This window comes from Mycobacterium avium subsp. avium, from assembly GCF_009741445.1.
In the GTDB taxonomy this organism is placed as follows: domain Bacteria; phylum Actinomycetota; class Actinomycetes; order Mycobacteriales; family Mycobacteriaceae; genus Mycobacterium; species Mycobacterium avium.
Map to the genome: position 1 here is coordinate 3,984,078 of NZ_CP046507.1, position 22,208 is coordinate 4,006,285.

The window sequence follows — 22,208 nt, forward strand, 5'->3', positions numbered from 1 at the left end:
CAGGTTCGGCCCGAATTGGCGATCCCCGGCATCGCCGAGGCCGGGCACGATGTAGGCCGCCTTGTTGAGTCCCTTGTCTACCGCGGCGGTGAACACTCGCGCGTCGGGCGCCGTTTCCCCAACCGCCGCAAGACCTTCCGGCGCGGCCACCACACACAGCACGGTGATGTCGGTGGCGCCGCGACGCTGCAACAGCCCCAGGGTGTGCACCATCGAGCCGCCGGTGGCCAGCATCGGGTCCAGCACCATCACCGACCTGCCGGCCAGCTTGTCGGGCAGCGCCGCCAAATACGGGACCGGCCGGTGGGTTTGCTCGTCGCGGGCGACGCCGACGAAGCCCACCTCGGCCTCGGGCAGCGCGGCCTGCGCCGGGTCGACCATGCCCAGCCCGGCGCGCAGCACCGGAACCAGCAGCGGCGGATTGACCAGTCGGGTCCCGACGGCCGCGGCCACCGGGGTGCGGATCCGGACCGACTTGCGCGGCACGTCGCGGCTGGCCTCGTAGACCAGCATCAGCGTCAGATCGCGCAGCGCGGCCCGAAATCCGGCGGTGTCGGTGCGTTCGTCGCGCAGCACCGTCAGCCGGGCCGCGGCCAACGGGTGGTCGATCACGCACACGTCCATCTGGTCGAGCGTATATAACGATCGGGCAAAGCCCCGCTGACACGCTTGCCCGCCGGCCGCAAACGCCTTACCGCCGTTCGTATACTGCGGGCGTGTCGCGCGAAAATCGAAGTCGCAGAAGGCTGATCGGCGGCGCATACCGAAGCCTGCGGCTGCTCGGCGCCATGGCCGCGGTGGCGCTGGCGGCCAGCCCGTTGACACCGCGCACCAGCCTTGCGGCAGCGGCCATTCCGCAACCGTCGCACATCGTGATCGTGGTGGAGGAAAACCGTTCCGAGAGCGGCATCATCGGCAACAAGTCGGCGCCCTTCATCACCGCGCTGGCCGCGTCCGGCGCCAACATGACCCAGTCGTTCGCCGAAACCCACCCCAGCGAGCCCAATTACCTGGCGCTGTTCGCCGGCAACACGTTCGGGGTGACCAAGGACCTGTGCCCGGTCAACGCCGGCGCCGCACCCAACCTGGGGTCCGAATTGCTCGCCGCCGGTTACACATTCGCCGGCTACGCCGAGGGCCTGCCGTCCCCGGGCTCACCGGTGTGCAGTGCGGGCAAGTACGCGCGAAAACATGTGCCGTGGGCCAACTTCACCAACGTGCCGGCGGCGAGCTCGCTGCCGTTCTCGGCGTTCCCGATGGGCAACTACGCCAGCCTGCCGACGGTGTCGTTCGTCATCCCGAACAACGACAACAACATGCACGACGGCTCGATCGCGCAGGCCGACGCCTGGCTGAACCGGCAGCTGTCCGGCTACGCCAATTGGGCGCTGGCCAACAACAGCCTGCTGATCGTCACCTTCGACGAGGACGACAACTCCAACGTCGGAGCCAGCCGCAACCAGATCCCCACGGTGTTCTACGGCGCCCACGTCCGCCCCGGCAACTACGCCGAGCAGATCAACCACTACAACGTGCTTGCCACCGTCGAGCAGATGTACGGGCTGCCCAAGACGGGCTATGCCGCCGGCGCCGCCCCCATCACCGACATCTGGGGCTGAGCGCCAGGTCGCTATTCTGTGCCGCATGGCTGCTGACCTCGTGCCCATCCGCTTGAGCCTGTCCGCCGGCGACCGCTACACGGTGTGGGCGCCGCGTTGGCGTGACTCCGGCGACGAGTGGGAAGCCTTCTTGGGCAAGGACGAGGATCTGTACGTCTTCTCCTCGGTCGCCGACCTGGTGGCCTTCGTGCGGTCGGACGAGGACAACGACCTGACCGACCATCCGGCGTGGACGCGGCTGCGCACGGCGCACGCGCACAAGTTCGAGCCCGCGAAGGACAAGCAGTTCGATCTGGTCGCGGTCGAGGAGCTGGTGTCGGAGAAGCCGACCGAGGAGTCGGTGACCGCGCTGGCCGGCGTCCTGGCCATCGTGTCGTCCATCGGGTCGGTGTGCGAGCTGGCTGCGGTGTCGAAGTTCTTCAACGGCAACCCGGCCCTGGGCACCGTGTCCGGCGGGATCGAGCACTTCACCGGCAAGGCCGGCGCCAAACGCTGGCATGCGATCGCCGAGATCATCGCGCGCGGCTGGGACGACGTGCTCGGCGCGATCGACGACATCGCCACCACCCCCGAAGTCGACGAGACGTTGTCGGCCAAGGCCGAAGACGAGCTGGCCGAGGAGCGCGACGACGAGGAGACCGACGAGACGGACGAGGCCGCCGAGGCGCCGGCCGACGCGACCGAGCCGGACGAGGAGGCCCTCGAGGACGACGAGGCCGACGGCGAACCGGACGACGACGCCGACGAAACCGAGACCCGCGCGGCCGGCGACACCGTGGTGCTCGGCGGCGACAAGGACTTCTGGCTGCAGGTCGGCATCGACCCGATCCGCATCATCACCAGCTCGGGCACCTTCTACACGCTGCGCTGCTACCTGGATGACCAACCGATCTTCCTGGGCCGCAACGGACGCATCAGCGTCTTCACCTCCGAGCGCGCGCTGGCCCGCTACCTGGCCGACGAGCACGACCACGACCTGGCCGACCTGAGCACCTACGACGACATCCGCACCGCCGCCACCGACGGCTCGCTGGAGGTCGAGATCACCGACGACAACATCTATGTGCTCAGCGGGCTGGCCGACGACCTGGCCGACGGGCCGGACGCGGTGGATCGCGACCAACTGGAGCTGGCCGTCGAGGTGCTGCGCGACATCGGTGACTACTCCGAGGATTCCACCGTCGACAAGGCCCTCGAGCCCGGCCGGCCGCTGGGCAAGCTGGTGGCCGCCGTCCTCGAGCCCGGCTCGGTGGCCAAGCCGTCGCCGCCGTATGCCGCGGCGGTGCGCGAGTGGGAGAAGCTGGAGCAATTCGTCGACGGCCGGCTGCGCCGCGAATAGCCCGCTGCGTTTGACGGGCTAGGTTGGGTGTCGTGTCGCTTCCCGGTATCGGCCCGTTGCCCCTCTACGGGTTCCAGCGTCCGGGCATGCTGCTGTTCGGGCTGGTGCCGCTGGCGCTGCTCGCCCTCTACCTCGTGGTGCAGGCCCGCCGCCGGCGCCGCCTGCACCGCTACACCGACGCCCCGGTGGCGCAGTCGCCGTGGCGGCATCTACCGATCGCGGTCTCGCTGCTCAGCCTGGTGTTGCTGACCATCGCGCTGGCCACCCCCACCCACGACATGCGCATCCCGCGCAACCGCGCGGTGATCATGCTGGTCATCGACATGTCGCAGTCCATGCGGGCCACCGACGTCGAACCCAACCGGCTCAAGGCCGCCGAACAGGCGGCCAGCCAGTTCGCCAGCCAGCTGACCCCCGGCATCAACCTCGGGCTGGTCGGCTTCGCCGGCACGCCCTACCTGCTGGTGCCGCCGACCCCGCAACACCAGGCGACCATCGACGCGCTGAAGAAACTGGACTTCGCCGACAGCACCGCCACCGGCGAGGCGATCTTCACCGCGCTGCACGCGATCAGCGCCACCGCGGTCGCCGGCGGCGACACACCGCCGCCGGCCCGCATCGTGCTGCTCTCCGACGGCGGCGAGAACAAGCCGTCCAACCCCAGCGACCCGCACGACGGCGTCTACACCGCGGCGCGCCTGGCCAAGGACGAGGGCGTGCCCATCTCGACGATCACGTTCGGCACCAAGGGCGGCGAGATCGAGATGGACGGGCAGAAGGTGGCCGTCCCCGTCTCGACCGACCAGATGAAGATGGTCGCCAAGCTGTCCGGCGGGCAGTCCTACACCGCCACCAATCTGGGCGAGCTGCAGAAGAGCTACAACGCGATCGAGAACGAGATCGGCTACCGCACGGTGCCGGGACCGGGCAGCGCGGGCTGGCTGCGGCTCGGCGTGCTGACCGCCCTGATCGCGACGGCGCTGGCGTTGCTCATCAACCGGCGCCTGCCCACCTAGCGCGCCAGCACCGCTTGGTCAGGCGGGCAGCCGGCGGTTCAGCAGCAGGCCGGCCAGCACGGCGCCGGCCAGCACGACGGCGCCGAGCAGCATCCACGCCATGCTGGCGTCGCCCTTGACGGTCTCGTAGCCGATCTGGCGCTGCAGCGTCGAGTACACGTTCTTCAGCGAATCCAGGCTGTCGGCGTGGAACGCCTGGCCGTCGGTGATCTCGCAGATCTTCTGCAGAGTCTGGTCGTCCACCGGAACCGGGATGGTGGCGCCCTCGTAGTCGACGGTGCCGTAGGGGGTGCCGAAGGAGATGGTGGAGATCTGCACGCCCTCGGCCTTGGCGGCCCGGGCCGCGGTGAACGCCCCCTGCGGGGCGTTCGGGTCCAGCGGCACGTTCTCGGCGCCGTCGGACTCCAGCACGATCCGCGCCGGCGGCGGGCCCTCGCCGCCGCCCATCACTGACCCGACCGTCGCGATGGCCTGCAACGCGGTGAAAATGCCTTCGCCCGTAGCGGTTTTCGGCGCCGGCTGCAGACTGTCGATGCCCGCCTTGACCGCGGACCGGTTGGTCGTCGGCGGCACCAGCAGCGTGGCGTTGGCGGCAAACTCGACCAGCCCCAGATTGATGGCCGGCGTCAGCTGGTCGGCGAACTGCTTGCCGGCCTCCTTGGCCGCGGCCAGCCGGTTGGGCGGCACATCGGTGGAGGCCATCGACTCCGACACGTCGATCACCAGCATCACCACGGCGCGGTTGAGCGGAATGCGGACGTCGGACGTCGGCCCGGCCATCGCGGTGGTCAGCAGTACCAGCGAGGTCGCCAGCAGGATGGTGGGCACGTGCCGCCACCGGCTCGGGTGGGGCGGCGCGACGCGCTCGAGCACCTCCATGTTGGCGAACCGCAGCACCCGGCGCCGCCGGGCGAATTGCTGCACCACGTACAGGCCGATCACCAGCAGCACGGCCAGCAGGAACAAGAAGAACCAGGCATGCTGAAAGCCCGCCAGCGACACCGGGCCCAGAAGCGGCAACTTCATGTCCAGCCACAGTATTCGTCAAATACCGACCGTGCACATGGCGGCGGCCGTGCGAGCAACGACGCCCAGCCAGGTTGCGTGGCGTTTACCCGCTAAATGTCGGACCCCCCTGCTTTTATGACGTTATGCCTTTCCCCGCAGCGCCTCCGCTGGCAGAAAACGTTCCGCGGCGTCTAGATGTGCTCTTCGAGGAGTTGGCGGAGTTGACCGGTCAACGCAATGCGATTGATGGGCGCATCGTGGATATTGTGGCCGAGATCGACCGTGACGAACTGTGCGGAATCACCGGCGCGCGGTCGGTGCCGGCGTTGGTGGCCTGGAAGACCGGCTGCTCGCCGGCAAACGCGCACACGATCGCCACCATCGCGGCCCGGCTGCCGGAGTTCCCGCGTTGCGCCCAGGGCATGCGGGAGGGCTGGCTGTCGCTGGATCAGGTCGGGGTCATCGCGGCGCGGGGCGGGGCGGGATCTGATGAGCATTACGTGGAGTTGGCGCGGGTCGCCACGGTCAGCCAGCTGCGCACCGCGGTCAAGCTGGAACCGCGCCCCGAACCCGAACCGCAGCGTGAGCCCGAGCGCGCGTTCACCAGGACCAGCACCGAGCAGGGCAGTTGCTACCGAATCACACTTGCCCACGACGAGGCGGCGAAGTTTGACGCGGCGTTGCAGTCGCATCTGGATGCGCTGATCGCCGAGTGGGAACACGACCGCGACAACACCGAACGGGTTTTCGATCAGCGACCGCCGTTGCCGGACAGCCTCGATGCGTTCATGCGTCTGGTCGAAACCGGGTGGGACGCAGAGGCGGCTCGCCGCCCGCACGGCCAGCACACCACCGTGGTGATGCATCTCGACATCGCCCAGCGCCTCGCCGCACTGAATCTGGGCCCACTGCTCACCGACGCCGAACGCCAATACCTGACCTGTGATGCCACCTGCGAGGTGTGGTTCGAACGCGACGGTCAGCCCATCGGCGCTGGCCGCACCACCCGGGTGATCAACCGGCGGCTGCGCCGCGCACTCGAGCACCGCCACCCCACCTGCGCGGTGCCCGGCTGCGGGGCCACCCGCGGTCTGCACGCTCATCACCTGCGGCACTGGGAAGACGGCGGACCGACCGAGTTGGCCAACCTGGTGCTGGTCTGCCCCTACCATCACCGGCTGCACCACCGCGGCATCATCACCATCACCGGTCCCGCCGACGCCCTCAGCGTCACCGACAGCGACGGGCAACCACTCAGCGCGGGGTCGCTTGCGCGCCCTCCCAGCCACCCCCCGCCCGCGGTACCACCATGCCCCGGGCCCCTCGGCGAACGCGCCGACTGGTGGTGGTATGACCCCTTTCAGCCCCAACCACCACCCAGTAACAACTGAGCCCAAACAGGCTGGGGCATCAAGAAATTCGTCCGGGTGAGAAACGGATCGAATGCGTTTGCAAGAATTCCGGCGCCGAGAGGTTGAGGTGGCTCTAGCGTAAAGGGCGTGACAACAGCCAACCAAGCCGACGGAACACCGCCGGTCCCAAGGTCCCGCAAGATCCTCTGCACCGTCTATGCCGCGATCGCTCTCGCCGCGCTGATTGCAACATGGAGTAACGGTGGCCCGTACGTCCACAGCGCCGCCGACTTCTTAGGCGCCTTTTGGCGCGATGCCAAGGCCACGTCGGCCTCGCGTTTCGTGGCGGCCGACGCCCTGATGTTGGCCATTAGCGTCGTCATTCTGATGGTCATTGAAGCAACGAAGCACAGCGTGCGATTCGTCTGGATTTACGTCGTCGGGTCATTCTTCGTTGCCATCAGTGTGATGTTTCCGCTGTTCCTGATCGCCCGCGAGTTGCGCATGGGCACGTCCGAAACGCCGCGCCTCCGCATGACAGATACGACCCTGCTCGCAGTTGTCGGCGTCATGACCGCCGCCCTGACTGTCTGGATCGACATGGGGTGAGGTTTGTTGGGATCGGTAGCAAACCGGCCCCTCTGTAATGGTTTCGATCAGACAATCACCCACACGGCCGGATTCGCCGTGGGTCGAGGCATCGTCAAGTGAAGGGAGTGTGCACGAGTTCGTAGGTCAGCCGGACTGTAACCCGCCGGCTTCAGCCGATCAGCACCGCGTACCGGGGTTTGATCACCTCGTCGATGATGGCCAGCCGCTCGTCGAACGGGATGAAGGCGGACTTCATCGCGTTGATGGTGAACCTTTCCAGATCGCTCCATCCGTAGCCGAAAGCCTGGACCAGCCGGTGCATCTCGCGGCTCATGTAGGTGTCGCTCATCAGCCGGTTGTCGGTGTTGACGGTCACCCGGAACCGGGTGCGGGCCAGCAGGTCGAACGGATGGTCGGCGATGCTTTTGACGGCGCCGGTCTGCACGTTGGAGCTGGGGCACAGTTCCAACGGAATTCGCTTGTCCCGCAAGATGTTCGCCAGTCTGCCCAACCGTACCTTGCCCTTGTCGGGGCCGTCGGCCAGCACGTCGATGTCGTCGACGATCCGCACCCCGTGGCCGAGCCGGTCGGCGCCGCAGAACGCGATGGCCTCGTGGATGGACGGCAGGCCGAACGCCTCCCCGGCGTGAATGGTGAAGCGCGCGTTGTGATCTCGCATGTAGTCGAACGCCTCCAGGTGCCGGGTCGGCGGGTTGCCGGCCTCGGCGCCGGCGATGTCGAATCCGACCACTCCCTTGTCCCGCCACCGGATCGCCAGCTCGGCGATCTCCCGGGACACCGCCGCGTGCCGCATGGCAGTCACCAACAGTCGCACCACGATCGGCCGGCCCGCTGCCGCACAAGCCTTCTCGCCGTCGGCGAACCCGGCCAGCACGGCGTCGACGATCTCGTCGAAGGACATGCCGCGGTTGATGTGCAGCTCGGGCGCGAACCGGATCTCGGCGTAGACCACCGAGTCCTCGGCCAGGTCCTCTACGCATTCGTACGCCACCCGGTGCAGCGCCTCGGGGGTCTGCATCACCGCCACGGTGTGCGAGAACGGCTCCAGGTAGCGCTCCAGCGAGCCGCTGTGCGAGCGGGTGCGAAACCAGGTCGCCAGCTCCTCGACGTCGGTGGCGGGCAGCCCGTCGTAGCCGGTCTGTCCGGCGATGTCCAGCACGGTCGACGGGCGCAGCCCGCCGTCGAGGTGATCGTGCAGCAGGGCCTTGGGCGCCTTGCGGATCTGCTCGAGCTCCAATGGTGCGGTCATGTGACGATCCGATCGATGATCAGCGGTCGCGGCGCCGGCGCGCCGTCGCCGACGTTCCAGCCGCCGTCCAGCTCGGCCAGCGCCGCGCCGAAGCGTTCCGGGGTGTCGGTGTAGAGGGTGAACAGCGGCTCCCCGGCGGCGACCGGCTCGCCGGGACGGCGGTGAATCCGGAGGCCGGCGCCGGCTTGCACCCGTTCGCCCGGACGGGATCTTCCCGCGCCGAGGCGCCAAGCCGCCAGCCCCACTGCCATCGCGTCGATATCGCCCATTGTGCCGCCCCGGGGAGCGGTCACGGTCTCGGAGTGCCTACCGATCGGCAACGGTACCGACAAATCACCGCCCTGAGCGGCGACGAGACGGCGGAACCGGTCCATCGCGGTGCCGTCGCGCAGGGTGTCGGCGGGGTCCCGGTCGCCGACCCCGGCCAGCGCGAGCATCTCGGCGGCCAGCCGCAGCGTCAGCTCGACGACATCGGGCGGTCCGCCCCCGGCCAGCACCTCGAGCGCCTCGGCCACCTCCAACGCGTTGCCGACGGTCGCGCCCAGCGGCCGGTTCATGTCGGTGAGCAGCGCGCGGGTGGGCACCCCGTGCGCGGCGCCCAGCCCGACCATGGTGTGCGCCAGGTCGCGGCACTGCTCCTCGGTCTTCACCAACGCCCCCGAGCCGACCTTCACGTCGAGCACCAGCGCGCCGGCCCCCTCGGCCAGCTTCTTGCTCATCACCGAGCTGGCGATCAGCGGCAGCGATTCCACGGTGGCGGTGATGTCGCGCAGCGCGTACAGCTTGGCGTCGGCCGGGGCCAGGTCACCGGCGGCGAAGATGGCCGCCCCGACCTCGCGCAGCTGCTCACGCACCCGCCGGCTGGGCAGCTGCGCGCTGAACCCGGCGATCGCGTCCAGCTTGTCCAGGGTGCCGCCGGTGTGGCCGAGCCCACGGCCCGAGGCCTGCGGCACCGCCGCCCCGCAGGCGGCGACGACCGGCACCAGCGGCAGGGTGATCTTGTCGCCGACCCCGCCGGTGGAGTGCTTGTCCACCGTCGGCACACCCAGGTCGGAGAAGTCCAGCCGGTCGCCGGAGGCCAGCATCGCCGACGTCCAGGCGGCGGTCTCGCCGCCGTCCATGCCGCGCACCAGGATCGCCATCAACAGGGCCGCCATCTGCTCCTCGGCCACCAGGCCGCGGGTGTAGGCGTCGATCACCCAGTCGATGGCGGCGTCGGACAGCCGGCCGCCGTCGCGCTTGGTCCTGATCACCGTGGGCGCGTCGAACCCGGGCCGCATCAGTCCCGCCCGGCGGCCAGCTGGTCGGGGCCGAACGCGTCCGGCAGCAGCTCGCCGAGCCGGCGCGGCCCGCCCGGATGGTCGATCAGCAGCTCGGGGCCGCCGTGTTCGGCCAGCACCTGGCGGCACCGCCCGCACGGCGTCAGCACCGATCCGCGCCCGTCCACGCACGCCAGCGCGACCAGCCGGCCGCCGCCGCTCGCATACAGGGCGCACACCACCGCGCACTCGGCGCAGAGACCAAGGCCATATGAGATGTTCTCCACATTGCAACCGGTCACCACCCGCCCGTCGTCGACCAGCCCGGCCGCGCCCACCCGGAACCGCGAGTACGGCGCATAGGCGCCCGCGGACACATCGATTGCCTTGTCCCGCAGTGCATTCCAGTCAATGTCCGGCATAACGAAACCCCGCTCAGCCACGGCCTGTACCGACAGTCACCCTAGCCGGAAAGCGGCATTTCGCTTGACGGACATCGGCGCGGGGCGCGCCGCGTGCGAGCTAAGCTCAAGTGCCCGGCGTGACCGTCGCAAGCAAGAAGGTCGGAAGAAGGCGGTGAGGGGTGACACAGGGGTGACAACACAACCGACAACCGCGGATCCGGCGACACCGGTATCGGCTCCCGCGCGCAAACGCAGGCCACCACGCACCCTGTACCGGGGCGACCCCGGCATGTGGTCGTGGGTGCTGCACCGGATCAGCGGCGCGACGATCTTCTTTTTCCTGTTCGTGCACGTCCTCGACGCCGCGATGCTGCGGGTCAGCCCGCAGACCTACAACGCGGTGATCCACGACTACCAGATGCCGATCGTCGGGGTGATGGAGTACGGCCTGATCGCCGCGGTGCTCTTCCACGGGCTGAACGGCATCCGGGTGATCCTGATCGACTTCTGGTCCGAAGGCCCGCGCCACCAGCGGCTGATGTTCTGGATCGTCGGCGTGGTGTTCCTGCTGCTGATGGTCCCGGCCGGCGTGGTGACCGTCATCCACATGGTGGGGCACTTCCGATGAGCACCCCCGACCTGCAGCTCGGCCCGGGCCAGATCGCCCCGGTCAAACAGCGCTTCTACGACCGCCCGGCCAGCCTGGACAATCCCCGCTCCCCGCGGCGCCGCGCCGGCATCCCCAACTTCGAGAAGTTCGCCTGGCTGTTCATGCGGTTCTCCGGCGTCGCGCTGTTCGTGCTGGCGATCGGCCACCTGTTCATCATGCTGATGTGGGACGACGGCGTGTACCGCATCGACTTCAACTACGTGGCGCAGCGCTGGGCGTCGCCGTTCTGGCAGTTCTGGGACCTGGCGCTGCTGTGGCTGGCCCAGCTGCACGGCGGCAACGGGCTGCGCACCATCATCGACGACTACAGCCGCAAGGACAGCACCCGGTTCTGGCTGAACAGCCTGCTGCTGCTGTCGATGGGCTTCACCCTGGTGCTGGGCACCTACGTGCTGCTGACCTTCGACCCGAACATCTCGGGATAGGCGAGTCATGATCCAACAACATCGATACGACGTGGTGATCGTCGGCGCCGGCGGTGCCGGGATGCGCGCGGCCGTGGAAGCCGGCCCGCGGGTGCGCACCGCGGTGCTGACCAAGCTCTACCCCACCCGCAGCCACACCGGGGCGGCCCAGGGCGGCATGTGCGCGGCGCTGGCCAACGTCGAGGAAGACAACTGGGAATGGCACACCTTCGACACCGTCAAGGGCGGCGACTACCTCGCCGACCAGGACGCGGTGGAGATCATGTGCAAGGAAGCCATCGACGCGGTGCTCGACCTGGAGAAGATGGGGATGCCGTTCAACCGCACCCCCGAGGGCCGCATCGACCAGCGCCGCTTCGGCGGCCACACCCGCGACCACGGCAAGGCCCCGGTGCGCCGGGCCTGTTACGCCGCCGACCGCACCGGCCACATGATCCTGCAGACGCTCTACCAGAACTGTGTGCGGCACGACGTGCAGTTCTTCAACGAGTTCTACGCGCTGGACCTGGTTTTGACGCAGACGCCCAGCGGCCCGGTGGCCAGCGGCGTGGTGGCCTACGAGCTGGCCACCGGCGACATCCACGTCTTTCACGCCAAGGCCGTCGTGCTCGCCACCGGCGGGTCGGGCCGGATGTACAAGACCACCTCCAACGCGCACACCCTGACCGGCGACGGCATCGGCATCGTCTTCCGTAAGGGACTGCCCTTGGAGGACATGGAGTTTCACCAGTTCCACCCGACCGGCCTGGCCGGATTGGGGATTCTGATCTCCGAGGCGGTGCGCGGCGAGGGCGGCCGGCTGCTCAACGGCGAGGGCGAGCGGTTCATGGAGCGCTACGCCCCCACCATCGTCGACCTGGCGCCGCGCGACATCGTCGCGCGCTCAATGGTTTTGGAGGTGCTGGAGGGCCGCGGCGCCGGACCGCACAAGGACTACGTCTACATCGACGTGCGCCACCTCGGCGAGGACGTGCTGGAGTCCAAGCTGCCCGACATCACCGAGTTCGCCCGCACTTACCTGGGCGTGGACCCAGTGCACGAGCTGGTGCCGGTGTACCCGACGTGCCACGACGTGATGGGCGGCATCCCCACCACGGTCACCGGACAAGTGTTGCGGGACAACACCTCCACCGTGCCGGGCCTGTACGCGGCCGGCGAGTGCGCGTGCGTGTCGGTGCACGGCGCCAACCGGCTGGGCACCAATTCGCTGCTGGACATCAACGTGTTCGGCCGCCGGGCCGGCATCGCCGCGGCCAACTACGCCCGGGGCCACGACTTCGTGGACATGCCGCCTGACCCGGCGGCGATGGTGGTGCGCTGGGTCGCCGACATCCTCTCCGAGCACGGCAACGAGCGGGTCGCCGACATCCGCGGCACGCTGCAGCAGTCGATGGACAACAATGCGGCGGTGTTCCGCACCGAGGAGACGCTCAAGCAGGCGCTGACGGACATCCACGCTTGCAAGGAGCGGTACTCGCGAATCCGCATCCACGACAAGGGAAAACGATTTAACAGCGACCTGCTGGAAGCCATCGAGCTGGGCTTCCTGCTGGAGCTGGCCGAGGTCACCGTGGTGGGGGCGCTCAACCGCAAGGAGTCCCGCGGCGGCCACGCCCGCGAGGACTATCCCAACCGGGACGACGTCAACTACATGCGCCACACCATGGCCTACAAGCAGGGCACCGATCTGCTGAGCGACATCGCGCTGGACTTCAAGCCCGTGGTGCAGACGCGCTACGAACCCAAGGAACGGAAGTACTGAATGTCTGTCGAGCCGGACGTCGAAACCTTGGAACCGCCGCTGCCGCCGGTTCCCGACGAAGCGGTGATGGTGACCGTCAAGATCGCCCGGTTCAACCCCGACCAGCCCGACGCGTATGCGGAAACCGGTGGCTGGCAAAGCTTTCGGGTGCCGTGCCTGCCCAGTGACCGGATGCTCAACCTGCTGATCTACATCAAGAGCTACCTGGACGGGACGCTGACCTTCCGGCGTTCCTGCGCGCACGGGGTGTGCGGCTCGGACGCCATGCGCATCAACGGCGTCAACCGGCTGGCGTGCAAGGTGCTGATGCGCGATCTGCTGCCCGAGCCCAAGAAGGGCAAGCCGGGCAAGCCGCTGACCATCACGGTCGAGCCGATCCGCGGGCTGCCGGTGGAAAAGGACTTGGTGGTCGACATGGAGCCGTTCTTCGACGCCTACCGCGCGGTCAAGCCCTACCTGATCACCACCGGCAATCCGCCCACCCGCGAGCGCATCCAGAGTCCGGCCGACCGGGCCCGCTACGACGACACCACCAAGTGCATCTTGTGCGCGGCGTGCACCACCAGCTGCCCGATCTTCTGGCACGAGGGCAGCTACTACGGCCCGGCCGCGATCGTCAACGCGCACCGGTTCATCTTCGACAGCCGCGACGAGGGCGCCGCCGAGCGGCTGGACATCCTCAACGAGGTCGACGGGGTGTGGCGCTGCCGCACCACGTTCAACTGCACCGACGCCTGCCCGCGCGGCATCGAGGTGACCAAGGCCATCCAAGAGGTCAAGCGCGCCATCATGTTCTCCCGCTGATCGCTCGAGCTTTTGCCCCCTTCTGCCCGCGAGCGTCACGTTTTGCCCGCGAGCGTCACGTTCTGCCCACGAGCGTCACGCCAGCGTGGCGGTCGACGCCGGGCGTCACGCCAGCGTGACGCCCGCGCCGCGGCCAGAAGGTTCCAGGCGCCGTCACACATCGCGGGCCTGCCTCGTCTGATCGGTATGACACAGAAAACTCGCATCGAACCCCTGCCCCCTCAGCGCGCCGGGCTGCTGACCCGGGCCATGTACCGGATCGCCAAGCGGCGCTACGGCCAGGTTCCCGAACCGTTCACCGTCGCCGCGCATCACCGCAAGCTGATGGTCGCCAGCGCCGTGCACGAAACCCTGGTCGACCGGGCGTCCAAGACGCTGCCGGCCAGCGTGCGCGAGCTCGCGGTGTACTGGACCGCCCGCCAGATCGGCTGCTCGTGGTGCGTCGACTTCGGGTCCATGCTGCAGCGCCTCGACGGCCTGGACATCCAGCGGCTCACCGAGATCGACGACTACGCCACCTCACCGGCGTTCACCGACGACGAGCGCGCCGCCATCGCGTACGCCGTCGCGATCACCACCGACCCGCACACTGTCACCGACGAGCAGGTCGACGATCTGCGCGCCCGGTTCGGCGATGCGGGCACCTTCGAGCTGACCTATCAGATCGGGCTGGAGAACATGCGGGCGCGGGTGAATGCGGCGCTGGGCATCACCGAGCAGGGCTTCAATTCCGGTGACGCGTGCCGCATCCCGTGGGCCACGGGCGACACGGAAACTAGCGACCCAGCGGCGAACCGGTGAACTTGTCCGGATTGGCGATATCCCAGAGCGCGCAGACCTTTCCCTCGCGCACCGTCATCGCCATGATCCGCGGGCACATCTCCCGATAGCCGTCACCGCCCGGCAGGCCCGCCGTGTAGATGCCCAGCTCGCCGTTGACCAGCCCCAGCTGGTAGGCGGAATAGAAGCCGGGGCCGTAGCGGCGGGCCAGGCCGAGCATGAACCGCACCACCTTGTCCGCGCCGTGGATGACCTGAACGGCGGTGGGCGCCTTGCCATTCGAGTCGCCGGTGAACATCACATCGGGGTGCAGCAGCGCCACCACGGCCTCCAGGTTGCCGGCGGCCATGGCGGCCATCAGCTGTCCCACCACCTCGTCGTGCGACGGGTCGGGCTCGGGTGGCGGCTGCGCGCTGACGACCTTGCGCGCCCGCGACGCCAGCTGCCGGGCGGCGGCCTCGCTGGTGCCCAGCACCTCGGCCACCTCCGAGAACGGCACGGCGAACCCGTCGTGCAGCACGAACGCCACCCGCTGATCGGGCGACAACCGCTCCAGCACCACCATCGCCGCGAACCGGGCGTCCTCGCCGGCCACCACGGCGGCCAGCGGATCGGCGCCGGAATGCGGGCCCAACCCGGTGACCACCGGCTCGGGCAGCCAGTTGCCGGTGTAGGTCTCGCGGCGGTGCGTGGCCGAGCGCAACCTGTCCAGGCCCAGCCTGCTGACCACCGTGGTCAGCCACGCTCGTAGATCGGTGATGGCGCCGTCCTGCCCGTGCCAGCGCAGCCACGCGTCCTGGACGATGTCCTCGGCGTCGGCGACCGTACCGGTCAGCCGGTAGGCGACCGACATGAGATGGGGCCGCAGCGACTCGAACTCGCTGACCTGCTGCGCGGAGGTCATGAAGCGAGCGTAGGCCATCGGGCCGGGCGTTAGGCTCACCAACGACATGACGGATCACCTCTGGCTGCACTTCGCCCGGCACGGCCCGGGTATCACGCCGCCGATCATCACCCGCGGCCACGGCGTCACCATCTACGACGACCGCGGCAACAGCTACCTCGACGGCCTGTCCGGGCTGTTCACCGTGCAGGTCGGCCACGGCCGCGCCGAACTCGCCGAGGCCGCCGCCCGGCAGGCGGGCACGCTGGCGTTCTTCCCGCTGTGGGGGTACGCCACGCCGCCCGCGATCGAGCTCGCCGAGCGGCTGGCCGGCTACGCCCCGGGCGATTTGAACCGGGTGTTCTTCACCACCGGAGGCACCGAGGCCGTCGAGACGGCGTGGAAGCTGGCCAAGCAGTACTTCAAGCTCACCGGCAAACCCGGTAAGCACAAAGTGATTTCGCGCGCGGTCGCCTACCACGGCACCACCCAGGGCGCGCTGGCGATCACCGGCCTGCCGCGCTACAAGGCGCCGTTCGAGCCGGTGACGCCCGGCGGGTTCCGGGTGCCCAACACGAACTTCTACCGGGCACCCGAAGCATTCGCCAACGACCCCAAGGGTTTTGGGCTGTGGGCGGCGGACCGGATCGCCGAGGCGATCGAGTTCGAGGGCCCCGACACCGTGGCCGCGGTGTTCGTCGAACCGGTGCAGAACGCGGGCGGCAGCATCCCGCCGCCCCCAGGCTATTTCGAGCGGGTCCGCGAAATCTGCGACCGCTACGACGTGCTGCTGGTCTCCGACGAGGTGATCTGCGCGTTCGGCCGGATCGGCTCGATGTTCGCCTGTGCCGACTTCGGCTATGTGCCCGACATGATCACCTGCGCCAAGGGCATGACGTCGGGCTACTCGCCGATCGGCGCGATGATCGCCAGCGAGAGGTTGTTCGAGCCGTTCGCCGACGGCGACACCATGTTCCCGCACGGCTATACCTTTGGCGGCCACCCGGTTTCGGCGGCGGTCGGGCTGGTCAACCTCGACATCTTCGAGCGCGAGGGGCTCAACGACCGGGTCAGGACCCTGGCGCCGACATTCCGCGCCACCCTGGAAAAGCTGTACGACCTGCCCATCGTCGGCGACGTCCGCGGCGAGGGCTTCTTCTACGGCGTGGAACTGGTCAAGGATCGGGCCACCAAGCAGACCTTCACCGATTCCGAACGCCGCGCGCTGCTGGGACGGGTCGGTGCCGCGCTGTTCGAGGCCGGATTGTATTGCCGCACCGACGATCGCGGCGATTCCGTCATCCAGCTGGCGCCGCCGCTGATCAGCGGTCAGGCCGAGTTCGACACCATCGAGGCGGCGCTGCGCGGCGTGCTCAGCGACGAGTGCCGCCGGCTGTAGCCAGCACCCGCTTGACCTCGTAGGCGGCCAACAGCACCTCGCGGGAATGCGCCGCCGACGGGCTGTTCGCGATCCGCGATTGCGCGTTGCACAGCCAGGTGAGTGCGGAGCGCAGGTCGCCCTCGGGGGCGGCGTCGCGGTGCACCTTCAGCTCGGTGAGCATCCGGTCCTGGCCGGGGCCGCGCACCTGGGTTCCCTTCTCCACCTGCTTGAGCAGCTGTTCCAACGATCGCGGGCCGTCGCCGCCGCGCCGCCATCGGGACCAGAACCGCTCGTTGGAAATGGCACATCCCTCGGGATTCGGGGCGGCCGATCGGCTTCGGACTCGCCGCGCGCCCAGCCTAACCCGCGCCCGCCGCGGCCGCTGAGTAACTTCCGCCTCAACAGTCACAGCGCGGCTCCCCGGATTCGGGCCCCCGATCGCTTACTGTGCACAGACGATGTCAACTTCAGGGGCCCTGGTACGTTCCGCATCATGCCTGGCAGCGGCGCTTTTCCTGGCGGCCGCGCCGGCGGTTTCGGGCACGGCGTCGCCGCTGGGACGGGCCGAGCCCGGCGCCGAACCCAATGCCGCGCCGACGAACTGCCCGTACAAGGTGAACACCCCGCCGGCCGTGGATTCGTCGGAGGTCCCCACCGCCGGTGACCCGCCGATGCCGCTGGCGGTGCCCGCCAAGCCGGTCGGCGGCGACGCCCTGGGCAGCTGCGGCATCGTCGCCGCACCCAACACGCCGCCGCTGCCCGGCGACGTGTCCGCCGAGGCGTGGCTGGTGGCCGACCTGGACAGCGGCGCGGTCATCGCCGCCAAGGACCCGCACGGCCGGCACCGCCCGGCCAGCATCATCAAGGTGCTGGTCGCGATGGCCGCCATCAACACGCTCAACCTGAACAAGGCGGTGCCCGGCACCGCCGACGACGCGGCCGCCGAGGGCACCAAGGTGGGCGTCGAGGAGGGCGGAGTGTTCACCGTCAACCAGCTGCTGCACGGGCTGCTGATGCACTCCGGCAACGACGCCGCGCACGCGCTGGCCATGCAGCTGGGCGGCATGCAGCAGGCGCTGGAGAAGATCAACGTGCTGGCAGCCAAGCTGGGCGGGCAGGACACCCGGGTGGCCACACCGTCGGGTCTGGACGCGCCGGGCATGAGCACCTCGGCCTACGACATCGGGCTGTTCTACCGCTACGCCTGGCAGAACCCGACCTTCGCGGACATCGTCGCGACCCGCACCTTCGACTTCCCCGGCCACGGCGACCACCCGGGCTACGAGCTGGAGAACGACAACCAGCTGCTCTACAAGTATCCGGGCGCACTGGGCGGCAAGACCGGCTACACCGACGACGCCGGCCAGACGTTCGTGGGCGCGGCCAATCACGACGGGCGACGGCTGGTGGCGGTGCTGCTGCACGGGACGCGGCAGCCGATCGCGCCCTGGGAGCAGGCCGCGCACCTGCTGGACTACGGGTTCGCCACGCCGCAGGGCACCCAGGTCGGCTCGCTGATCGCGCCCGACCCGTCGCTGGCGCCGGCCAAGCGCGACGGCGCCGCCGACCGGCTGGCCGGCAACACCGCGGCCGCCGGGATGATCTCCTCGGCGGACGCGCTGCCGGTCCGGGTGGGGGTGGCGGTGATCGGCACCATCGTGGTGTTCACACTGATCATGATGGCCCGCTCGATGAACCGCCGACCCCAGCACCGCTGAGCACCGTGGCACGCGGATCGCGGCGCGGCCTGCTGGTCGGGCTGACCGCCGCCAGCGTGGGCGTCATCTACGGTTACGACCTGTCCATCATCGCCGGCGCGCAGTTGTTCGTCACCGAGGACTTCGGCCTGTCCACCCGGCAACAGGAACTGCTGACGACGATGGCGGTGATCGGCCAGATCGGTGGGGCGCTTTTCGCCGGGGTGCTCGCCAACGCGATCGGGCGCCGACGGTCGGTGCTGCTGATCCTGTCCGGCTACGCGGTTTTCGCGCTGCTGGCCGCGTTCTCGGTGGGTCTGCCGATGCTGTTGACGGCGCGGCTGCTGCTGGGCCTGACCATCGGCGTGACCGTGGTGGTGGTGCCGGTGTACGTGGCCGAGTCGGCCCCGACGGCGGTGCGCGGCGCGCTGCTGACGGCCTATCAGCTGGCGATCGTCAGCGGCCTGATCGTCGGCTACCTGAGCGGGTATCTGCTGGCCGGCACGCACAGCTGGCGCTGGATGCTGGGGTTGGCCTGTGTTCCCGCAGTGTTGTTGCTGCCGTTGGTGTTTCGGATGCCCGACACGGCGCGCTGGTATCTGCTCAAGGGCCGGGTCGACGACGCGCGGCGGGCGCTGCTGCGGGTGGAACCCGCCGCGCGGGTGGACGACGAGCTGGCCGAGATCGGCCGCGCGGTGAGCGAGGAAGCCGCGAGCCTGCCGGCCATGCTGGCCGAGATGGTGCGCAGTCCCTACCGGCGCGCCACCGTCTTCGTGGTGGTGCTGGGGTTTCTGATTCAGATCACCGGCATCAACGCGATCATCTACTACAGCCCGCGGATCTTCGAGGCGATGGGCTTCACCGGCAATTTCGCGCTGCTGGCGTTGCCGGCGCTGGTGCAGGTCGCCGGCCTGGTTGCGGTGGGCACCGCGCTGCTGCTGGTCGACCGGGTGGGCCGGCGGCCAATCCTGTTGTGCGGCACCGCCATGATGATCGTGGCCGACGTGGTGCTGGTGGCCGTGTTCGGCCGCGGCCCGGGCGGCGTGATCGCCGGGTTCGCCGGGGTGCTGCTGTTCATCTTCGGCTACACCATGGGTTTCGGCTCCCTGGGCTGGGTGTACGCCAGCGAGAGCTTCCCGTCGCGGCTGCGGTCCATCGGGTCGAGCACCATGCTGACCTCCAACCTGGTGGCCAACGCCATCGTCGCCGCGGTGTTCCTGACGTTGCTGCATTCCTTGGGCGGCGCAGGCACTTTCGCGGTGTTCGCGGTGCTCGCGGTGGTCGCGTTCGCGTTCGTCCACCGGTATGCGCCGGAGACCAAGGGCCGCCAGCTGGAGGACATCCGGCACTTTTGGGAGAACGGCGGCCGGTGGGACTGATCGCCGCGGGGACGATGGTGGCATCCGGGCGGGTCCACCGCCCGGGCTGGGTCGAGACGTCCGGCGGGCACATCGCGGCGTGCGGCACCGGCCCGCCGCCGCGCCCGGCCGACCGCGAGTTCCCCGACGGCACGGCGGTGCCCGGCTTCGTCGACATGCACGTGCACGGCGGCGGCGGCGCCTCCTACACCGACCCCGACGGCATCGCGAAGGCCGCCGCCTTCCATCTGCGGCACGGCACCACCACCACGATGGCCAGCCTGGTGACCGGCTCGCCGGCCGAGCTGCTGGGCGGGGTGCGCGCGCTCGCCGAGGCCACCCGGGATCGCACGGTCGCGGGCATCCACCTGGAGGGCCCGTGGTTGAGCCGCGCCCGCTGCGGCGCCCACGACGCCCGCCGGATGCGCGACCCCGACCCGCAGAAGATCGACGCGGTGCTCTCGGCCGGCGGGGGCGCGATCAGGATGGTCACCCTGGCGCCCGAGCTGCCCGGGGCCGACGCGGCGATCCGGCGTTTCGTGGACGCGGGAGTCGTTGTGGCAGTTGGGCATACGAATGCCGACTACCGGCAGACCCGGCACGCCATCGCGCTGGGCGCCACCGTCGGCACGCATCTGTTCAACGCGATGCCGCCGCTGCATCACCGCGAGCCCGGCCCCGCGCTGGCCCTGCTGCGCGACCCGCGGGTCACCGTCGAGCTGATCGCCGACGGCGTGCACGTGCATCCCGACGTGGTGCACGCGGTGATCGACGCGGCCGGGCCGGAGCGGGTCGCGCTGGTCACCGATGCGCTCGCGGCCGCCGGCCGCCCCGACGGCGCGTTCCGGCTCGGCCCGGTGCACATCGACGTCGTCGCCGGCGTCGCGCGGGTGCACGGGACGACGACGATCGCGGGCAGCACCGCCACCATGGACCGGCTCTTTCGCACCGTGGCCGGGTCAGGCACCGACCGCGACGCCGCGCTGGCGGCCGCGGTGCAGATGACGTCGACGACGCCGGCGCGCGCGCTGGGGCTCGATCGGGTGGGCAGCTTGCGGGCCGGCCATGAGGCCAACCTCGTTGTGCTGGACGATGATTGGCGAGTTAGGGCCGTCATGGTCCGCGGCGACTGGCTGGCCGACCCGTAGCGATCTTGTTAACATCGGTGCCGTCAACAACTGACACCGGACGAGGGGCCCCGTACCCGGCCAGCGACAAGACGGCGCCGTGGAGGTGCGCAATGGCCTGGCTGATCCTGATCGCCTCGGGGGTGCTGGAAGCGGTGTGGGCGACCGCGCTGAGCCGGTCCGAGGGTTTCTCCCGGCTCGGCCCGTCGCTGGTTTTCTTTGTGGCGCTGGCATTTTCGATGACCGGGCTGGCGGTCGCGATGCGCAGCCTGCCGGTCGGCACCAGCTACGCGGTCTGGGTGGGCGTCGGCGCCGCGCTCACGGTGACCTATGCGGCGCTGGTCGGCGACGAACCGGCGTCGCCGGTCAAGCTGGTGCTGATCGCCGGGATCGTGGCCTGCGTCGCGGGCCTGAAGCTGCTCGGCTAGCGGCGCCGGCGGGTGAGCCGGGCGAACGCCAGCGCCGCAACGGCCCCCAGGCCCATCGCGGTCAGCGTCTGGCGGGTGTTCAGCCCCTCGTCCAGGTGCACCCGCGGCGCGATGATTGCCGGCGCCGGAGGGGCGACGGGCCGATCACGCGGATCGGTGGACGCGGTCGCCGCCCATGCCGTGCAGAACAGCACGAGATAGGCTGTGATGTAAGCGAATACCATCAACCCGAGCACCGGCCCGAAGGCGGCGCCGGCCGGGCTGCGCAGCACCGTCCGCAGATAGATCGACGCGACCTGTTTGAACACCTCGAAGCCGATCGCCGCGATCAGCCCGGCCCGCATCGAATCCACGAAACTGACCTTCTCCCGCGGCAGCCGGGCGATCATCCAGGTGAACAGCAGCCACGACACCAGCGTCGCGATCAGGATGGAGAAGATCCAGAACAACCAGTCGAAGACCACGAACTGCGGTATGCCAAGCCATTTCAGCAGCGCGGCCATGGGCGCGGCGTGGCCGACGGTGGTCAGCCCGACGGTGGCCACGATCACCGCGAACGTCCCCACCATGGCCAGCAGGTCGGAGAGCTTGTTGCGCACGAAGCCCGGCGACTCGATCTGGGTGTCCCACCACATCTCGGTCAACGCCTGGCGCAGATGCGATATCCAGCCCAGCCCCGCCCACACCGCGGTGGCCAGGCCGATCACCCCGACCGACGTCCGGGCATCGATCGCCGAGTTCATCAACTCCTGCAGCTGATTTCCCAGCGCCCCGTTCACTTGCGAGCGGATGTGGTCGTCGATGCTGCTGAGCAGTTGCGGCCGCCGCGCCAGCACGAAACCGAACACCGCGAAACCGACCATCAGCAACGGAAACAACGCGAAGATCGTGTAATACGTCAGGCCCGCCGCGAAGAAGCCGCCGTTGCGGTCGTCGAATCGCTGGTAGGCGCGGATGAGGTGATCCAGCCAGCCGTGCCGGGCCCGCAGCCGATCAAGAAACCCCGCCTCGGCCGGCTCGCTCATCGTGGAACTT

Annotated in this window: 22 protein-coding genes, 1 pseudogene and 1 riboswitch; of the genes and pseudogenes, 15 read left to right on the forward strand and 8 right to left on the reverse strand. The window is 69.3% G+C overall.

Features of this window, described 5'->3' with window-relative positions; translation table 11 throughout:
- Nucleotides 1–6 precede the first annotated feature (6 nt).
- A pseudogene (upp, locus tag MAA44156_RS18550) lies at nt 7–624 on the reverse strand (uracil phosphoribosyltransferase); the annotation flags it as partial.
- Between the two features lie 164 nt (nt 625–788).
- Here upp and MAA44156_RS18555 point away from each other — a divergent pair.
- From MAA44156_RS18555 to MAA44156_RS18565, 3 genes are read left to right on the forward strand one after another with little or no spacing between them, the layout of a single operon-like run.
- Nucleotides 789–1,619 (forward strand): alkaline phosphatase family protein, encoded by an 831-nt coding sequence (locus tag MAA44156_RS18555; RefSeq protein ID WP_009978816.1) that lies wholly within the window; start codon nt 789–791, stop codon nt 1,617–1,619.
- Nucleotides 1,620–1,644: 25 nt separating this feature from the next.
- Nucleotides 1,645–2,958, forward strand: a complete 1,314-nt coding sequence (satS, locus tag MAA44156_RS18560) for a protein export chaperone SatS (protein WP_023860885.1) — start codon at nt 1,645–1,647, stop codon at nt 2,956–2,958.
- Nucleotides 2,959–2,990: 32 nt separating this feature from the next.
- Nucleotides 2,991–3,974, forward strand: coding sequence for a VWA domain-containing protein (locus MAA44156_RS18565; RefSeq protein ID WP_003878991.1), 984 nt, complete (start codon nt 2,991–2,993; stop codon nt 3,972–3,974).
- Between the two features lie 18 nt (nt 3,975–3,992).
- Here the strand turns inward: MAA44156_RS18565 and MAA44156_RS18570 are convergent, their stop codons facing one another.
- Nucleotides 3,993–5,000: a VWA domain-containing protein gene (locus MAA44156_RS18570; protein ID WP_009978819.1), complete on the reverse strand. Its 1,008-nt coding sequence runs from the start codon at nt 4,998–5,000 to the stop codon at nt 3,993–3,995.
- Between the two features lie 125 nt (nt 5,001–5,125).
- On the opposite strand from MAA44156_RS18570, the gene MAA44156_RS18575 reads away from it, so the two are divergent.
- Nucleotides 5,126–6,373 (forward strand): HNH endonuclease signature motif containing protein, encoded by a 1,248-nt coding sequence (locus tag MAA44156_RS18575; RefSeq protein WP_050427688.1) that lies wholly within the window; start codon nt 5,126–5,128, stop codon nt 6,371–6,373.
- A 108-nt stretch (nt 6,374–6,481) separates the two neighbouring features.
- Entirely contained in the window at nt 6,482–6,943 is a 462-nt protein-coding gene (locus tag MAA44156_RS18580; protein ID WP_009978821.1) for a DUF2834 domain-containing protein, read from the forward strand.
- Between the two features lie 151 nt (nt 6,944–7,094).
- Here the strand turns inward: MAA44156_RS18580 and MAA44156_RS18585 are convergent, their stop codons facing one another.
- From MAA44156_RS18585 to MAA44156_RS18595, 3 genes are read right to left on the reverse strand one after another with little or no spacing between them, the layout of a single operon-like run.
- Nucleotides 7,095–8,195 (reverse strand): adenosine deaminase, encoded by a 1,101-nt coding sequence (locus tag MAA44156_RS18585; protein ID WP_009978822.1) that lies wholly within the window; start codon nt 8,193–8,195, stop codon nt 7,095–7,097.
- The gene (locus tag MAA44156_RS18590) at nt 8,192–9,475 is read right to left on the reverse strand and encodes a thymidine phosphorylase (RefSeq protein WP_009978823.1); all 1,284 of its coding nucleotides are present in this window, start codon (nt 9,473–9,475) and stop codon (nt 8,192–8,194) included. Before MAA44156_RS18590 ends, MAA44156_RS18585 begins: the two co-directional genes overlap by 4 nt.
- Nucleotides 9,475–9,876, reverse strand: a complete 402-nt coding sequence (locus MAA44156_RS18595; RefSeq protein ID WP_003874481.1) for a cytidine deaminase — start codon at nt 9,874–9,876, stop codon at nt 9,475–9,477. Before MAA44156_RS18595 ends, MAA44156_RS18590 begins: the two co-directional genes overlap by 1 nt.
- A gap of 271 nt (nt 9,877–10,147) precedes the next feature.
- Between MAA44156_RS18595 and sdhC the strand changes: the two genes are divergently transcribed.
- The 5 genes from sdhC to MAA44156_RS18620 all read left to right on the forward strand — a co-directional run bounded on the left by sdhC (nt 10,148) and on the right by MAA44156_RS18620 (nt 14,320).
- Nucleotides 10,148–10,486 (forward strand): succinate dehydrogenase, cytochrome b556 subunit, encoded by a 339-nt coding sequence (gene sdhC / locus MAA44156_RS18600; RefSeq protein WP_009978824.1) that lies wholly within the window; start codon nt 10,148–10,150, stop codon nt 10,484–10,486.
- Complete coding sequence (locus MAA44156_RS18605) at nt 10,483–10,953, forward strand: succinate dehydrogenase hydrophobic membrane anchor subunit (RefSeq protein ID WP_009978825.1); 471 nt, start codon at nt 10,483–10,485, stop codon at nt 10,951–10,953. The genes sdhC and MAA44156_RS18605 overlap by 4 nt, the downstream gene beginning before the upstream one ends.
- 7 nt (nt 10,954–10,960) lie before the next feature.
- A complete protein-coding gene (gene sdhA / locus MAA44156_RS18610) occupies nt 10,961–12,715 on the forward strand; it encodes a succinate dehydrogenase flavoprotein subunit (RefSeq protein WP_029248592.1) in 1,755 nt (584 codons plus the stop codon).
- On the forward strand, nt 12,716–13,519 hold the full coding sequence (locus MAA44156_RS18615) for a succinate dehydrogenase iron-sulfur subunit (protein WP_009978827.1): 804 nt from the start codon (nt 12,716–12,718) through the stop codon (nt 13,517–13,519).
- 186 nt (nt 13,520–13,705) lie between these two features.
- Nucleotides 13,706–14,320 (forward strand): carboxymuconolactone decarboxylase family protein, encoded by a 615-nt coding sequence (locus MAA44156_RS18620; RefSeq protein WP_009978828.1) that lies wholly within the window; start codon nt 13,706–13,708, stop codon nt 14,318–14,320.
- Here the strand turns inward: MAA44156_RS18620 and MAA44156_RS18625 are convergent.
- Nucleotides 14,295–15,203 (reverse strand): sigma-70 family RNA polymerase sigma factor, encoded by a 909-nt coding sequence (locus MAA44156_RS18625; RefSeq protein ID WP_029248593.1) that lies wholly within the window; start codon nt 15,201–15,203, stop codon nt 14,295–14,297. The genes MAA44156_RS18620 and MAA44156_RS18625 overlap by 26 nt on opposite strands.
- Nucleotides 15,204–15,249: 46 nt before the next feature.
- On the opposite strand from MAA44156_RS18625, the gene MAA44156_RS18630 reads away from it, so the two are divergent.
- Nucleotides 15,250–16,581 (forward strand): aspartate aminotransferase family protein, encoded by a 1,332-nt coding sequence (locus tag MAA44156_RS18630; protein WP_009978831.1) that lies wholly within the window; start codon nt 15,250–15,252, stop codon nt 16,579–16,581.
- On the opposite strand, the gene MAA44156_RS18635 is transcribed toward MAA44156_RS18630, so the two are convergent.
- A complete protein-coding gene (locus MAA44156_RS18635) occupies nt 16,556–16,807 on the reverse strand; it encodes a hypothetical protein (protein ID WP_003874473.1) in 252 nt (83 codons plus the stop codon). The genes MAA44156_RS18630 and MAA44156_RS18635 overlap by 26 nt on opposite strands.
- Nucleotides 16,808–17,021: 214 nt before the next feature.
- On the opposite strand from MAA44156_RS18635, the gene dacB1 reads away from it, so the two are divergent.
- The 4 genes from dacB1 (at nt 17,022) to MAA44156_RS18655 (ending at nt 21,173) form a co-directional block, all read left to right on the forward strand.
- On the forward strand, nt 17,022–18,281 hold the full coding sequence (gene dacB1, locus MAA44156_RS18640) for a D-alanyl-D-alanine carboxypeptidase DacB1 (protein ID WP_011725994.1): 1,260 nt from the start codon (nt 17,022–17,024) through the stop codon (nt 18,279–18,281).
- A gap of 5 nt (nt 18,282–18,286) precedes the next feature.
- Complete coding sequence (locus MAA44156_RS18645) at nt 18,287–19,639, forward strand: sugar porter family MFS transporter (RefSeq protein ID WP_009978833.1); 1,353 nt, start codon at nt 18,287–18,289, stop codon at nt 19,637–19,639.
- Between the two features lie 14 nt (nt 19,640–19,653).
- The gene (gene nagA, locus MAA44156_RS18650; protein WP_394818186.1) at nt 19,654–20,766 is read left to right on the forward strand and encodes an N-acetylglucosamine-6-phosphate deacetylase; all 1,113 of its coding nucleotides are present in this window, start codon (nt 19,654–19,656) and stop codon (nt 20,764–20,766) included.
- 17 nt (nt 20,767–20,783) lie between these two features.
- Nucleotides 20,784–20,847: riboswitch (guanidine-III (ykkC-III) riboswitch) on the forward strand.
- Nucleotides 20,848–20,858: 11 nt separating this feature from the next.
- Entirely contained in the window at nt 20,859–21,173 is a 315-nt protein-coding gene (locus MAA44156_RS18655) for a DMT family transporter (RefSeq protein WP_003874469.1), read from the forward strand.
- Here MAA44156_RS18655 and yhjD read toward each other — a convergent pair.
- Nucleotides 21,170–22,198, reverse strand: a complete 1,029-nt coding sequence (gene yhjD / locus MAA44156_RS18660; protein ID WP_009978835.1) for an inner membrane protein YhjD — start codon at nt 22,196–22,198, stop codon at nt 21,170–21,172. The two genes, MAA44156_RS18655 and yhjD, sit on opposite strands and share 4 nt — an antisense overlap.
- Nucleotides 22,199–22,208: the final 10 nt, after the last annotated feature.

Coding starts and splice junctions, on each gene's coding strand:
- MAA44156_RS18555 (WP_009978816.1), top strand. CDS start 789: ATGGCCGCGGTGGCGCTGGCGGCCAGCCCGTTGACACCGCGCACCAGC.
- satS (WP_023860885.1), top strand. CDS start 1,645: ATGGCTGCTGACCTCGTGCCCATCCGCTTGAGCCTGTCCGCCGGCGAC.
- MAA44156_RS18570 (WP_009978819.1), bottom strand. CDS start 5,000: ATGAAGTTGCCGCTTCTGGGCCCGGTGTCGCTGGCGGGCTTTCAGCAT.
- MAA44156_RS18575 (WP_050427688.1), top strand. CDS start 5,126: ATGCCTTTCCCCGCAGCGCCTCCGCTGGCAGAAAACGTTCCGCGGCGT.
- MAA44156_RS18585 (WP_009978822.1), bottom strand. CDS start 8,195: ATGACCGCACCATTGGAGCTCGAGCAGATCCGCAAGGCGCCCAAGGCC.
- MAA44156_RS18590 (WP_009978823.1), bottom strand. CDS start 9,475: ATGCGGCCCGGGTTCGACGCGCCCACGGTGATCAGGACCAAGCGCGAC.
- MAA44156_RS18595 (WP_003874481.1), bottom strand. CDS start 9,876: ATGCCGGACATTGACTGGAATGCACTGCGGGACAAGGCAATCGATGTG.
- sdhC (WP_009978824.1), top strand. CDS start 10,148: ATGTGGTCGTGGGTGCTGCACCGGATCAGCGGCGCGACGATCTTCTTT.
- MAA44156_RS18605 (WP_009978825.1), top strand. CDS start 10,483: ATGAGCACCCCCGACCTGCAGCTCGGCCCGGGCCAGATCGCCCCGGTC.
- sdhA (WP_029248592.1), top strand. CDS start 10,961: ATGATCCAACAACATCGATACGACGTGGTGATCGTCGGCGCCGGCGGT.
- MAA44156_RS18615 (WP_009978827.1), top strand. CDS start 12,716: ATGTCTGTCGAGCCGGACGTCGAAACCTTGGAACCGCCGCTGCCGCCG.
- MAA44156_RS18620 (WP_009978828.1), top strand. CDS start 13,706: ATGACACAGAAAACTCGCATCGAACCCCTGCCCCCTCAGCGCGCCGGG.
- MAA44156_RS18625 (WP_029248593.1), bottom strand. CDS start 15,203: ATGACCTCCGCGCAGCAGGTCAGCGAGTTCGAGTCGCTGCGGCCCCAT.
- MAA44156_RS18630 (WP_009978831.1), top strand. CDS start 15,250: ATGACGGATCACCTCTGGCTGCACTTCGCCCGGCACGGCCCGGGTATC.
- dacB1 (WP_011725994.1), top strand. CDS start 17,022: ATGTCAACTTCAGGGGCCCTGGTACGTTCCGCATCATGCCTGGCAGCG.
- nagA (WP_394818186.1), top strand. CDS start 19,654: ATGGTGGCATCCGGGCGGGTCCACCGCCCGGGCTGGGTCGAGACGTCC.
- MAA44156_RS18655 (WP_003874469.1), top strand. CDS start 20,859: ATGGCCTGGCTGATCCTGATCGCCTCGGGGGTGCTGGAAGCGGTGTGG.
- yhjD (WP_009978835.1), bottom strand. CDS start 22,198: ATGAGCGAGCCGGCCGAGGCGGGGTTTCTTGATCGGCTGCGGGCCCGG.